The 12,851-nt window shown below is 36.6% G+C and carries 12 protein-coding genes; 11 read left to right on the plus strand and 1 reads right to left on the minus strand.

Translation table 11 applies throughout. The features are described from left to right. Positions 1-44: 44 nt before the first annotated feature. Complete coding sequence (locus tag ACFQZ9_RS21310) at positions 45-1,667, minus strand: amidohydrolase (protein WP_498945275.1); 1,623 nt, start codon at positions 1,665-1,667, stop codon at positions 45-47. A 374-nt stretch (positions 1,668-2,041) separates the two neighbouring features. Here ACFQZ9_RS21310 and ACFQZ9_RS21315 point away from each other — a divergent pair, with 374 nt between their 5' ends. From ACFQZ9_RS21315 to hbs, 11 genes are all read left to right on the plus strand, one after another. Continuing rightward, positions 2,042-3,277, plus strand: coding sequence for a MerR family transcriptional regulator (locus ACFQZ9_RS21315; protein WP_498945276.1), 1,236 nt, complete (start codon positions 2,042-2,044; stop codon positions 3,275-3,277). Between the two features lie 263 nt (positions 3,278-3,540). Next, positions 3,541-4,212, plus strand: coding sequence for a GntR family transcriptional regulator (locus ACFQZ9_RS21320; RefSeq protein WP_498945277.1), 672 nt, complete (start codon positions 3,541-3,543; stop codon positions 4,210-4,212). 78 nt (positions 4,213-4,290) lie between these two features. Further along, positions 4,291-4,743, plus strand: coding sequence for a PNPOx family protein (locus ACFQZ9_RS21325; RefSeq protein ID WP_498945278.1), 453 nt, complete (start codon positions 4,291-4,293; stop codon positions 4,741-4,743). Between the two features lie 467 nt (positions 4,744-5,210). Beyond that, the gene (locus ACFQZ9_RS21330) at positions 5,211-6,677 is read left to right on the plus strand and encodes a 4-hydroxyphenylacetate 3-hydroxylase family protein (RefSeq protein WP_498945279.1); all 1,467 of its coding nucleotides are present in this window, start codon (positions 5,211-5,213) and stop codon (positions 6,675-6,677) included. 19 nt (positions 6,678-6,696) lie between these two features. Next, positions 6,697-7,488 (plus strand): carbon-nitrogen family hydrolase, encoded by a 792-nt coding sequence (locus ACFQZ9_RS21335; RefSeq protein ID WP_498945280.1) that lies wholly within the window; start codon positions 6,697-6,699, stop codon positions 7,486-7,488. After that, positions 7,485-8,162, plus strand: coding sequence for an FAA hydrolase family protein (locus tag ACFQZ9_RS21340; protein WP_498945281.1), 678 nt, complete (start codon positions 7,485-7,487; stop codon positions 8,160-8,162). Before ACFQZ9_RS21335 ends, ACFQZ9_RS21340 begins: the two co-directional genes overlap by 4 nt. A 1-nt stretch (position 8,163) precedes the next feature. Further along, positions 8,164-8,880 carry a cupin domain-containing protein gene (locus ACFQZ9_RS21345; protein WP_498945282.1) on the plus strand — a complete coding sequence of 239 codons (717 nt, stop codon included), beginning with the start codon at positions 8,164-8,166 and terminating at the stop codon, positions 8,878-8,880. A gap of 275 nt (positions 8,881-9,155) precedes the next feature. Beyond that, complete coding sequence (locus ACFQZ9_RS21350) at positions 9,156-10,481, plus strand: MFS transporter (protein ID WP_498945283.1); 1,326 nt, start codon at positions 9,156-9,158, stop codon at positions 10,479-10,481. Positions 10,482-10,664: 183 nt separating this feature from the next. After that, entirely contained in the window at positions 10,665-11,480 is an 816-nt protein-coding gene (locus tag ACFQZ9_RS21355; protein WP_498945284.1) for a cytidyltransferase, read from the plus strand. 60 nt (positions 11,481-11,540) lie between these two features. Then, a complete protein-coding gene (locus tag ACFQZ9_RS21360) occupies positions 11,541-12,293 on the plus strand; it encodes an IclR family transcriptional regulator (protein WP_498945285.1) in 753 nt (250 codons plus the stop codon). Between the two features lie 182 nt (positions 12,294-12,475). Further along, complete coding sequence (hbs, locus tag ACFQZ9_RS21365; protein ID WP_133336639.1) at positions 12,476-12,748, plus strand: non-specific DNA-binding protein Hbs; 273 nt, start codon at positions 12,476-12,478, stop codon at positions 12,746-12,748. Positions 12,749-12,851: the final 103 nt, after the last annotated feature.

Below are 12,851 nucleotides of genomic sequence, written 5' to 3' on the forward strand. Positions count from 1 at the left end.
AGTCCCTTTTTCACTAGCTTTCTAAATTTGAAAATTGATTATTTTTATGAATAAATTTTAATTAGATTAGTGTAGATAATTTCACCGTCCATGATGGTCATTTTTACTTTTGTTTCAGGTATCCTCTTAAGTGGAACAGTAAAAAGGTCTTGGTCGAGGACAACGATATCAGCAAGTTTCCCTGGTTCCAATGTTCCTAGCTCCGTCTCTCTATGTACACTGTAGGCCGCCCCCATTGTGTATGCACGGAGTGCCTCGGCAATCCGAATCCCTTCTTGCCCATTCCAAATATCTCTCCCTGTGAAATCGACCCTTGTTACAGCATGGAAAATTTGTAGGATAGGGCTTAATGGTGCGATCGGAAAGTCCGTTCCAAAAGCCAGGGTTGCACCAGCATCCTGCAATGATTTACAAGTATAGAGATAAGGGAATTTTTCCTCCTTCACACGAGAGGTATGACTCGTTCTTGGCATCAAAGCAAGATGCGAAGGTTGTGTGGATGCAATTACTCCAAGTTCTTTAAAACGTGGAATATCATTTGGATTAATGACTTCGACGTGCTCTAATGCATGGCGGGAATCCCATTTTCCGTTTATTATTTGCGCCTCCTCAAATGCATCTAATCCTAACCGAACCGCTCCATCGCCAATCGCATGAAAGCGAATTTGAAAACCCTCCTTGTCTGCTTCCGCAACCCAAGATTTAATCGTTTCCGGCGGAAAGGCGGTATGTCCCTTTGTTTCCGGTTTATCAACGTAGGGATCAAGCATATAAGCTGTATATCCAGTAACGACACCGTCGACATATTGTTTTAGCCCTGCAAGTCTTAATTTTTGGGACTTGAAAGTTTCACGCATTTGTTTCACCCGGCTCAGATCACCGTTCAATGCAGGATAAAGATGAAGACGGGTGGTTAAGCGGCCGGCTTCATCAAATTCTTTGAAAGTATCGAAGCATTCAAGCTTTTCCAGAGCACGTTGGGCGTACAAATCGTTCACGGATGTGACCCCTAAGCTTTTAGTTTGCTGAAGAAATCCATTCAGCAGTTCATATTGTTTTTCTTTAGAAAAGGAAAGAGCAATATCTGCTACAAACGAAACCGCTGATTCTATTAATAATCCTGTAGGTTCTCCTTTGTCGTCTTTTAGAATCGTTCCGTAAGGGGGATTTTCTGTTTGGCTGGTGATCCCGGCTATTTCTAAAGCTTTGCTGTTTACCCAGGCATAGTGCCCTTCGGCATGAAAAAGTAGAACAGGACGATCAGGGATTACCTGATCTAAAGAAGAATAGGAAGGGAATTGTCTCCTCTCCCAATTTCCACTATCCCATCCATTCCCAATAATCCAATCATCATTAGGCCTCTTATCAGCGAATGCCTTCACCAGCTGTGCCGTCTCCTTTTCAGAAGCTGTTTCCGACAAATCAACGCTAAAGCTGCTAAAAAGGCTTCCAAGCATTACATGCAGGTGAGCATCATGGAACCCTGGTAAAATTAGTTGATTATGGAATTCATATTGCTTTGTTTCTTTTCCAACATAAAACCTGCTCTCTTCAATGGAACAGACAGCGATAATTTTATTTCCCTGAATGATGATCGCTGCCTCTTCCGGATGATCAACAAGTCCAGTAAATACTTTATTTCCTTTTAGAATCAAATCTGCATTCATTACCTATCTTCCTTTCTTCCTTTCTTTTAAATAGTAGATTAGAGACTGAGAATCCATTTGTATTTTGTGAAATCGCCTTCATTAGTAAAGGTATGTTTTAATTACTTTTAAGCGGAACCGGATACCTTAAAGGCGGATGCCCTTTTTCCATAACTTAAGGCTGTAAAAAACATTACAGCCAATGCTAAAATGTAAGCAGAAGGAACCGGTGATCAAGTTGATTAATAAGACATCTCTCCTTTCAATTGATTGAATAGATAGAAAATTAAAATAGCCTGATCAAATACTAATAGATAGTCTAAGGTGAAGGTCAATCAGCATTTTTAAATAGATTTGTAAAAAGCATGGAGTATACTCCAGGAAAGAAGTGGAAGATGAAAATTAGTTCATTTGCCAAAAAATTTAAGGTTTCCATTGATACGATTCGTTACTATATGAATCTAGGATTGCTTATCCCTGTAAAAACAGGGACCTATTATGAATTTGATCAGACATGCGAAGAGGATATGAATCTCATTACAGAATTAAAATCATTTGAGTTTACATTAAACGAAATCAGGGAAATCATAGACTTAAAAAGGATCACATTGCTGCGTGATCATGAAGATTTGGATTTCTACGTGAAACTGCTTGAACAGAAAAAAGCAGGGATTTCCTATGAAATTTCTAAACTTCAATCGACGGTTCAAAAAATTGATCAGAAAATGGAGATCCTTCGACATAAAGAAACCAATGAATCAAGTACGGGTTTTTCTTTATCATTTTTTCCTTTTCTACGCTGCCCGGTTTGTTCCGGTTCTTTTCAGTTTCAAAACGCACTGATTCAAAACGAATCAATTATCGATGGATCCATACATTGTACATGCGGCTATCATGCAGAAATTCATAAAAGCATATTGTATGCTCCTAATCTCGATAATTCCATTCAAAATAGTGCATACTTGTATGAACACAAAACTGTAGGGGAAATGAGCACAGACCTCGTGAAAATGATTGAGAAATGCAGTCTCTTTACCTATCAAAATCTAAAAAATGTTAAACTGACAAATAAAATGATCCTTGAACCTTGCATCGATACCTTTGTATTTCTGCCGAAGTATTTACATCTGCTGCAGGAGAATGCCTATTATATTTTTTGTGGCAGCAAGCAAGAAATGATTGAGAAGCTAAAGGCGAAAATCGACTCAATCAATCCTGCTTTGAAAGTCCTTTACATTGTCAACTCTTCTCTTCATTTGCCTTTGGCAAATCACAGCGTTGATTATCTCATTGATAGTATTTCCTTTAACGACTATGCACTGTTTAATCCTGTTTTTCCTCTTGCCAAGCTCACAAAGCTATGTAAAGAGGATGCCACGATCATTGGATGCACTGCTTATTATAGACAGGGTGCAAAATCGATACGTAAAATGGAAAAACTCTATCCGAATGCCTATCTTAAAAACTTTGAAAAGGATTTTATCAAAGCAAATATCAGTAACTTTCAATTTCAATTGGAGGAGAATTTTTTAATCGGAGAGACAAAACAACCGGGGATTTATATTGAGCATCATGTTAACGAAGAAACCATATTTTTTGAAGGGTACATTGCTAAAAAGAAGAGTGACTGATTGCTGTCATAGACCAAAAGCGAAGTAAATTTTCCCTTAAGAGCCTGCTTGGGCTTTTTTTATTGCCTATTTTTAATCAGATGATTCTATGAAAGACCACGAATATGTTGTTAAAAGGGAAGTTTCAGAAAAAATAAAAAATATAGTTGACTTAGATCTTCTAAAATATGTATTATGTATACATAACACACAGGTGAAATTAACCATTCATATAAATTCAATTATTCATAATTGTAAAGACTTATCAAAAAGGACGGATTGATATGGAAGGAATTCAATTAAAACCAATCGAGAAGGAAAAAACAACACAAGATAAAGTATATAACCAAATTAAGAAGGCAATTTTATTCGGTGGTATAACCACCGATGAAATATTTACAGAAGTTCAATTAGCCGAGAGGTTAAATACGTCAAGAACACCGGTAAGGGCAGCAATCCAAGACTTGGTAAAAGAAGGATTGCTTGTTTCCATACCAAGGAAGGGATTGACTGTAAGAAAGATTACACCAGAGGAACAGGAAGAAATATTTTTACTAAGAAGTGCAATTGAAGTCGAAGCAGTAAAAAAACTTACAAAAGTGATTACATCACCTGAACAACTGAAGGTATTAAAATTAATTCTGAAGCAACAAGAAGAAGCTTTGCAAAATGATGATGCTATTAGTTTTATTAGGCTGGATAATGAGTTTCATCTCTCGCTGACTAGACTGGCAAACTTCACTATAACAGAGCAAGTTTTGAACAATCTTCATAATCTTACTCAGCTTATGGGATTAAAAGCAGTAAGTAAACAAGGGAGAATGAAAAATGTTTTGCTGGAGCATAATCAGATTATCCAAGCTATAGAGGAAAAAAATCCAGAACTAGCTTCACAGGAGATATTAAACCATTTAGAAAAAACAAAAGAAACATTAAATATTGTTGATAATTCCTGATCTTCAAATAAAAGCTTGGGGGCGGGGATTGTTCTTAATAAAAGTTAGACTACTAATATCTAAGGAAGGATGTTGAAAATGAAAGGAACAGAATCAGTTTTAACTTATGAAATTGAAGATTTACTGCAAGGTCAAACCTTAGTCTTTTGTCATGTTTATAGCAAAAGCCTTGGAAAAATTCTTTCAAGTGCTTTGTCCTGGGTTTTTGCTATAGATAGCAAAACAATCAGATTTGCGGTGGATTGCAAATCTAAAATTGTTGAAGCAGTCAGGGATCAGTCAGAGGTAACACTATGTTTTATTGGGGGTGAAAGCGTTTACTCTGTATCGGGTTGTGCCAATGTTAAAATTGAGAAAACGGATAATATAACGTTGAAGATGTCTATTATTGAATTAGCAGTGGGAGAGATTCGAGACATTACCTTTTATGGAGCCCAAATCACCCAGAAACCACAATTTATTAAAACGTATAAAGAGGCACTCATCAAGAAGCTTGATCAAGAAATAAAAGAAGCCGTTTTTAGCAAATAGGTACTTAATTTCTTTTAGTGTTTAGTGTATACACAACACAAAACACAGAACACAGAACACGTAGTGTAAAACTTTTGGAAAGTTGTTATATCGTTCTTTTAAATCGTAAATATATTGGATTTTGGCAAAATGACTAATTTTTACCTTCCACTTCTTTCCTGAAGTGTACTCCATGCTTTTGGAAAATTTATTTAAAAATACTGATTGACCTTCACCTAAGACTATCCATTAGTATTTATTTATTAAAACGTGTAAAGAATCACTCATAAGAAACTTGATTAGGAAGCAACAATTCGTATTTTATGATTAATCGTTTTTATTAATTGGTAGGTATAGTAGATTTTGAATTTTTAATGTATACACAACACATAACACACAACCTGTAATACGCATCTATGATTCTCTGTTAAATTGTTTCTAGTTTTTTTAAACATATACTTATTCAAAATATTAGGGAGGAATTAAGTATGGTTAGAACAGGTAAAGAATATTTACAGGCATTGAGAGATGATCGAACAATCTTTATAAACGGGGAAAGAGTTAAAGATGTGAGGACCCATCCAGCTTTTAAAGGAATTACAGAAACCATTGCGGGTCTATACGATTTGGCATCAGATGAATCTCAGAATATGACTTATAAAACAGAGGACGGGACTCTAGCAAATAAAATTTATATGATTCCAAGGAGTAAGGAAGAGTTAAAAGAGAGAAGATTGGCGATTTCTAAATGGTCTGAAGCAACTTGTGGATTTGTCGGAAGAAGTCCTGATCACGTGGCAAGTTTTTTGGCTGCATTTGCCAGTTCACCCGAAGTGTTTGATCGTGGGGGAGAAGGCTATGGAAATAATGTTTTGAATTTCTATAAACATGTTAGAGATGAGGATCTATATGTAACGTATGTCATTATTCCACCACAAATAGATCGAAGTAAAGCAGCCCATGAGTTGGAAGATAAATTCCTCCCAGTTGGAGTGTACGAAGAAAAAGAGGACGGTATTATTGTTCGAGGTTCTCAAATGCTTGGTACCGCATCAGCCGTATCCGATTACTTATTTGTAAGTTGCCTTACCCCACTTCGCCCTGGTGATGAAGATTATGCTTTGTCTTTTGTACTGCCGATTCATGCAAAGGGATTAAAATTTTATGCGAGACCGAGTTACGCTGAAAAATCCCCAAGCACATATGATTACCCATTATCATCCCGTTTTGACGAAAGTGATTCATTAGTTGTTTTTGACGATGTATTTATTCCATGGAAAGATATTTTTGTTTACAAAAATATTGATATCTTGAGGGCTCAGTTCCATGAAACACCAGCGCACGTGTTAGGCAATAATCAGGCCCAAATAAGATTCAGTAATAAATTAAAATTTTTGATTGGGGCTGCGCGAAAAGTTGCTGCAACGAATGGAATCGATAAAATCCCTTCCGTCCAAGAGAAGTTGGGTGAACTTGCGTCTATTGCGGCTTCTGTAGAAGGAAATCTTTTAGCTTCTGAATATAATTGCAGCATCGACAAAAACGGTGTGGCACGGCCTGATCCACGTTTCCTTTACGGTGTAGTCGGTCAACAGGAAATTATTTATGCTTCCACTATTAGAATTTTAAGAGAGCTATGTGGTGGTGGTGTTTTACAAGTGCCATCCTCCTACAAAGAACTCATCAATCCTGAGACGAAAGATGATATGTATCAATATATCCGTTCTACGGGAGTTGGAGCCGAGGAGAAAATTAAATTATTTAAGTTAGTATGGGATATCATTGGTTCAGAATTCGGGGGCAGACATCAACAGTATGAATTGTTCTATAATGGCGCACCTTTCGTCACGAAAGGCTATTCATTTAGAAATTACGGATATGATGAACCCGTTCAAATGGTAGATAAATTTTTAGCAAGTTATTCTCTTCCTTCACAGGTGAAAGAACTAGTTTAATAAAAAGGATGTGGAAGAAATGAAAATTGCATCAATCCAATTAGAGATTAAAGATAGTGAATCTAAAAATGCCCGCATCGATCGGGTGGAGTCCATGATTGATAAGTTAAAAGGTCAAGATTTAATTGTTTTACCTGAAACGTGGGCAACGGGGTACTTTTCATTTGATCGTTATATTGATGAATCAGAAGAATTAACAGGGGATTTTGTTGGGCGATTCTCTTCAAAAGCAAAAGAAATTCAATCCTATCTATTCGCAGGTAGTTTTATAGAAAAGAATAATGGAAAGTACTACAACACGAGTGTTCTATTTTCTCCTGATGGGAAACTTATAGGAACCTATCGAAAAATGCATCTGTTTCGTTATGGTTCAAAAGAGGGTCAAATATTGACGAGAGGAAATGAAACAACTGTAGTAGATACAGAATTTGGGAAAGTAGGCTTATCAACTTGCTATGATTTACGATTTCCTGAATTGTACCGTGCAGAAGTAGATTTAGGAGCAGAATTACTGCTTGTTACATCTGCTTGGCCGCATAGAAGGCTAGAGCATTGGAAATTATTCAATTCAGTCCGTGCATTAGAAAACCAGTGTTTCTTGATTTCGAGTAATTGTGTAGGTACTACTCATGACGTTCTATTAGGTGGGCATAGCCAAGTGGTTGACCCATGGGGAATAGTTGTCGCATCTGGAGGAGATGAAGAAACGATTGTAAAAACAGAAATTGATCCATCTCAGATTACTCATATTCGTGAGGTATTTCCTAATTTAAAGCATCGAGTTTTAGATAGACAGGAGGAATTTAGTTGATAAATATTAATATTGGCGGAAGAAATATTGTCGCAGACCCTAAACGATTACTTATTGCCGGCTATACCGGAAAAGATCAGGAATCAGTAAAAAAACATATTGATGAATTAAAGGAGATTGGCGTTCCAGCCCCTCCACAAGTTCCGATGATTTATGATCTTTCAACAAATCTGATTACGACCAATAAGACTATTTCGGTTATCCAAAAAGGCAGCAGTGGTGAAGCAGAAGTAGTCATCATGAAAATTGAAGGGAAATGGTATTTAGGACTCGGAAGTGATCACACGGACCGTGATCTCGAAACCGTATCGATTCAGAAATCCAAACAAGTTTGCAGCAAGCCTATTTCAACTCAATTTTGGTCTTTAGATGACATAGAAGATCGATGGGATGACATTGAAATGAGAAGCTGGATGATTGTTGATGGAGTAAAAAAAGAGTATCAAACAGGCAAACTGGAAGAATTCTTGAATCCAAAAGAATTGCTCAAAATTATCGAGGAACGTGGATACGGCAGTGAGGATATGGTTGTGTTTTGCGGAACACTACCGATTAAAGGTGGTAAATTTATTTACGGGGAAGCATTTTCAGCAGAATTATATGATCGTGTAACAGATGACAAAATTCAATTAGATTATCAGGTTCATATTTTAACAGATGCGGAGGCAGTTTAACATGGGAAAATCAGAAATAAAAATAGATAGAAAACCAGAGCTTGAATTTGTTGATTATAAAAACTTTGAGTCTGTTCCTTCAAAAACGGTAGACGGTGCATCCCAACGAATTATTGCCCAGATTCCAGGTACGAATGTAGCAACTCGTATTCTTGAATTAGGGGCAGGTACGGATACATCCCCAGATGGAGTACAAGTCCATGATTTTTGGGAAGAATTGTATATTATTGAAGGATCTTTAATCGATTTACGTCTAAATGAGGAGTTTACAGCAGGAATGGTAGCTTGTCGTCCTCCCGGGATGGAGCATGGACCATGGAAATCACCAAATGGCTGTAAAATTTTCGAAGTTCGCTATTATGCAGATCAGAAAAAAGAAGAACATGAATTTGTCGATTATCGAACTTTTGAAGCGGAGCCTTTTAGTAAGGTTGAGAGCCTTTCACAAAGAATCATTGCTTCTGATCCTGCTACAGGAGTCGCTACAAGAATTCTTCATAACGGTCCAGGGACAGATACTACACCTAATGGAGTACAAGTCCATGATTTCTGGGAAGAATTATATATTATTGAAGGATCTTTAATCGATTTACGTCTAAATGAGGAATTTACAGCAGGAATGGTTGCTTGCCGTCCTCCAGGGATGGAGCATGGACCTTGGAAATCACCAGATGGCTGTAAGATTTTCGAGGTTCGTTACTACTCCAGAGAGAAATAAATAGGGGGAAAATGGATTTCGCATTAATTAATCTATTAGTACAAATGGCTTCTCATTACATCAAGAACGAGGGGCCATTTAAAATACCTTTAATAACAGAAAATATGTTCCTCTGCATTTTTAATGTATACACAGTTCGGTATTCACAGTACAAAATTGCATATATGAATACTATCTTTTATTTGAGCTAAAAATTTGGATTACATTTGTTAACAGATTATTAGGTATGCATTAGGTTCTTACAAATAATATAAATGGTTGGAGGAAAGTAGATAATGGGGAAAGAAAAATCAAAGGCAAGTTCCCAAAAGGTATTATTTGCTAGTTTAGTTGGTAGCGCAATCGAGTTTTACGATTTCTTCCTTTATGGTACCGTTGCTGCACTCGTGTTTAATAAATTATTCTTTCCTAGTGATGATCCATTTGTCAGTTTACTACTTGCATATGCTTCTTTTGGGATTACATTTTTTATCAGGCCACTTGGCGGTCTCGTTTTTAGTCATATGGGAGATAAATTCGGCAGAAAAAATACGCTTGTCATTTCACTTCTATTAATGGGTGTTTCAACAGTAGGAATTGGATTACTACCAACTTATAGCGTAATTGGCCTTTTAGCACCCATTTTGCTTGTGACTTTACGTCTAGTTCAAGGGATTGCCGTTGGTGGAGAATGGGGTGGAGCGGTTCTCCTGGCAGTTGAAAATGCACCGAAAGAGAAACGCGGCTTTTATGGAAGCTTCCCTGCAATGGGAATCCCTCTTGGTATGTTACTCGGAACAACTGCTGTTTCGTTAGTGAGTTTACTTCCAGAAGAACAATTTCTATCATGGGGATGGAGAATTCCTTTTTTAATAAGTGCAGTTTTAGTCATCACCGGTCTCTGGATACGCCGAGGAATTGAGGAAACATCGGCATTCAGTGAAGAAAAACAAAAAGGCAATGTTGTAAAAGTTCCTCTTTTTGAAACACTACGATATCATTGGAAGGCTGTCCTAATCTCATTAGGAGCAAAATGTGTGGAAGTTGGTCCATTCTATCTTTTTACAACATTTTTTATCTCGTATGCTACAGATCACATCGGTTTCTCAAGGACTGCTGCATTAAATATCATTACGGTTGCAACAATTGTTACAACATTGTGTATCCCAATTATGGGGAAATTATCTGATAAAATCGGCCGTAAACGAGTTTTTATGCTAGGTGCAGCCGGGCTTGCTCTATTTTCTTTTCCGTACTATTATCTATTATCAACAAAAGCAACATTTATGATATATGCCGCTGCGATTATTGGGTTAGGAATTCTATGGTCTGCCATTGCAAGTATAATTGGAACAATGTTTACTGAAATGTTTAGTACGAATGTTGGATACACGGGAATAACACTTGGCTACCAAGCAGGTTCAGCTTTATTTGGAGGGACTGCTCCAATGATTGCGACTGTGTTGTTAAGCACTTATCATAATTCTTGGATTCCTCTTGCTATTTTTATCGCGATCCTTTCTATTGTTTCTTTTATTTCTGTTACATTCTTACGCAGGAACCACGCGGTGAATGCTGAAACAGATATTTCATTGCCTCAGGAAGATGTAGCGGTTAAATAATACAAATTTATTTAACTTTAGAAATCTGAATTTTCCGTATAATAAATTGTGTAAATATAATTAAATTACATGGAAAACACCCAAAAATAATTATCTTGATGACGGAGAAGGTGAAGAAAGTTGCAAGTTTTCCATTTAACACATCCGATAGATACATCCTTGTATACAATGGAGCCTCATGTAATGGCATTAGGTTTTTTTGACGGGGTTCATTTAGGTCATCAATCTTTATTAAAGCAGGCCAAAAGAATAGCCGTTAAAAACAATCTTCAATTCTCAGCGATGACATTCGATCCCCATCCAAATGAAGTAATTAAATTGGAGAAGGATCGAAAATATTTAACTCCTCTAGATTCAAAGATTGAAAGAATGGCCGCTATTGGAGTGGATAAACTATTTGTCATAAAGTTTAATTTATCATTTGCTTCCCTTCCGCCATCTGATTTTATTAAACAATATATTTTAGGACTTCAAGCCAAACACGTAGTAGTAGGATTTGACTTTACCTTTGGTTATAAAGCTCAGGGCACGATTGATTATTTGCAACAAGTGAGCAAAAATAATCCCTTTGATGTAACCGTTATTTTAAAACAGTCACTTAATGACGAAAAAATAAGTTCAACCTTAATAAGAAAAAGAATAAGTGACGGAGATGTCCACCTTGTACCGTACTATTTAGGGCATCATTATGAGATTAAAGGATTTGTTTCTATTCCAAATAAACATAAACTTGAAAAACGAAAAAATATCCCGATCCATATCGAAAATAAGTATATCCTGCCAACACCTGGTATTTATAATGTGGAGATTAAAAAGGGGAACAAAACTTGCCAAGGGTTATTTATAAGATATGGGTCTGGCAAAAGAAATGATGAAATAAGCGGTCAAATCATGGAATGGCTAAAGGGAGGTAATGTAGAAGAATTGACAGTTAAATTCCTAAATCAGGTACCTTTTATATCTCAGAATAGATTCAATTTCAAGGAGGTTATAAACTAAAAAAATTTACTATAAACATAGGGACATCTTGATCTTTTGTTTTGCTAAGGAGGGGGAACCATGCAAAGCAAAAATAAGATAGTCGTTAGATCAATGGATATCCTTAATCTTTTCTTAACGCACTCAAAATTAAGTTTTAATGAAATCATACAGCTTTCAGGGAGACCGAAATCTTCTGTTTATCGAATGGTGGTATCACTTGAAGAGATGGGGCTTCTCGATAAAGATGAAGATGGAAAATATTTGCTTGGACTAGTCTTTCTTCAGTTTGGCTATTTAGTATCTGAACGTTTGGACATTCGGCAGGCAGCTTTGCCTATTATGCAAAAACTACATGATAATGTAGGAGAAGCTGTTCATCTCATCGTACAAGATAGAAAAGAAGCAATCTATATCGAAAAAATGGATACAAAACAGCGCCTGAGACCTTACACGGAAATTGGCCGGAGAATGCCGCTTTATGCCGGAGCAAGTTCGCGTGTTATTCTTGCTTTTCTGCCACATGATGAGCGAGAGCAATATTTAGAGAATATCGAACTAAAGTCGATTGCGTCTGGAACGATAACAGAAAAAAAGAAGCTTCGTATTCATCTAGAAGAATCTCAAAAGAATGGATATACGGTCAGTCATTCTGAACTTGAAAATTATATATCTGCTGTTGCTGCTCCTATTTTTAATTACAATGGGTCTATCATTGCAGGCATTAGTATATCAGGCCTTCAAGTGAATTACCAAAGGGAGATGCTGCCTTCGTTGGTTGAAAAGGTCAAGTGTGCGGCACACGAGATTTCACAGAAGTTTGGATACACATAATAAATGACACGGGTTAAAAACGCTCGTGTCTTTTTATGATTTTTCTTAAAGCATACCATTAAGGGTACTATTTCTTTCGAAATAGATGTATATCAATCTGTTAAATTGGAAAACCTTATAGTAGATGTGTTATGATATCATTTTTACATACTATCTAAAATAAAAGGATGAGGTGCTAGATTATGAATAAAACAGAACTAATCAACGCTGTCGCAACACAAACAGAATTAGCAAAGAAAGATGCTACCAAAGCGGTGGATGCGTTGTTTGAGACCATCTCTAATACTCTTGCTAAAGAAGAGAAAATCCAGTTGATCGGATTTGGAACATTTGAAGTACGTGAACGTGCAGCCCGTACTGGCCGTAATCCACAAACAGGCGAGGAAATGCAGATCGCTGCTTCTAAAGTTCCCGCTTTTAAACCAGGTAAAGAACTAAAAGAAGCTGTCAAATAAGTAACCAATAAAGAGCGCTAAAGAGGCCTTTCTGCTTCCTTAGCGCTCTTTTTTTATATTGAACAGCCTTTTTACTTTAAAAATGAATTGTTATCTTAATAAT

The sequence above is a fragment of the Neobacillus sp. GCM10027624 genome (genome assembly GCF_042675345.1).
Taxonomy (GTDB): domain Bacteria; phylum Bacillota; class Bacilli; order Bacillales; family Cytobacillaceae; genus Neobacillus; species Neobacillus cucumis_D.

Bases quoted from the DNA above. Each gene is read 5' to 3' on its own strand.
- ACFQZ9_RS21315 (WP_498945276.1), top strand. From the start codon at position 2,042: ATGAAAATTAGTTCATTTGCCAAAAAATTTAAGGTTTCCATTGATACG.
- ACFQZ9_RS21345 (WP_498945282.1), top strand. From the start codon at position 8,164: ATGGGAAAATCAGAAATAAAAATAGATAGAAAACCAGAGCTTGAATTT.
- ACFQZ9_RS21320 (WP_498945277.1), top strand. From the start codon at position 3,541: ATGGAAGGAATTCAATTAAAACCAATCGAGAAGGAAAAAACAACACAA.
- ACFQZ9_RS21330 (WP_498945279.1), top strand. From the start codon at position 5,211: ATGGTTAGAACAGGTAAAGAATATTTACAGGCATTGAGAGATGATCGA.
- ACFQZ9_RS21360 (WP_498945285.1), top strand. From the start codon at position 11,541: ATGCAAAGCAAAAATAAGATAGTCGTTAGATCAATGGATATCCTTAAT.
- ACFQZ9_RS21355 (WP_498945284.1), top strand. From the start codon at position 10,665: ATGGCATTAGGTTTTTTTGACGGGGTTCATTTAGGTCATCAATCTTTA.
- ACFQZ9_RS21325 (WP_498945278.1), top strand. From the start codon at position 4,291: ATGAAAGGAACAGAATCAGTTTTAACTTATGAAATTGAAGATTTACTG.
- ACFQZ9_RS21335 (WP_498945280.1), top strand. From the start codon at position 6,697: ATGAAAATTGCATCAATCCAATTAGAGATTAAAGATAGTGAATCTAAA.
- ACFQZ9_RS21350 (WP_498945283.1), top strand. From the start codon at position 9,156: ATGGGGAAAGAAAAATCAAAGGCAAGTTCCCAAAAGGTATTATTTGCT.
- hbs (WP_133336639.1), top strand. From the start codon at position 12,476: ATGAATAAAACAGAACTAATCAACGCTGTCGCAACACAAACAGAATTA.
- ACFQZ9_RS21310 (WP_498945275.1), bottom strand. From the start codon at position 1,667: ATGAATGCAGATTTGATTCTAAAAGGAAATAAAGTATTTACTGGACTT.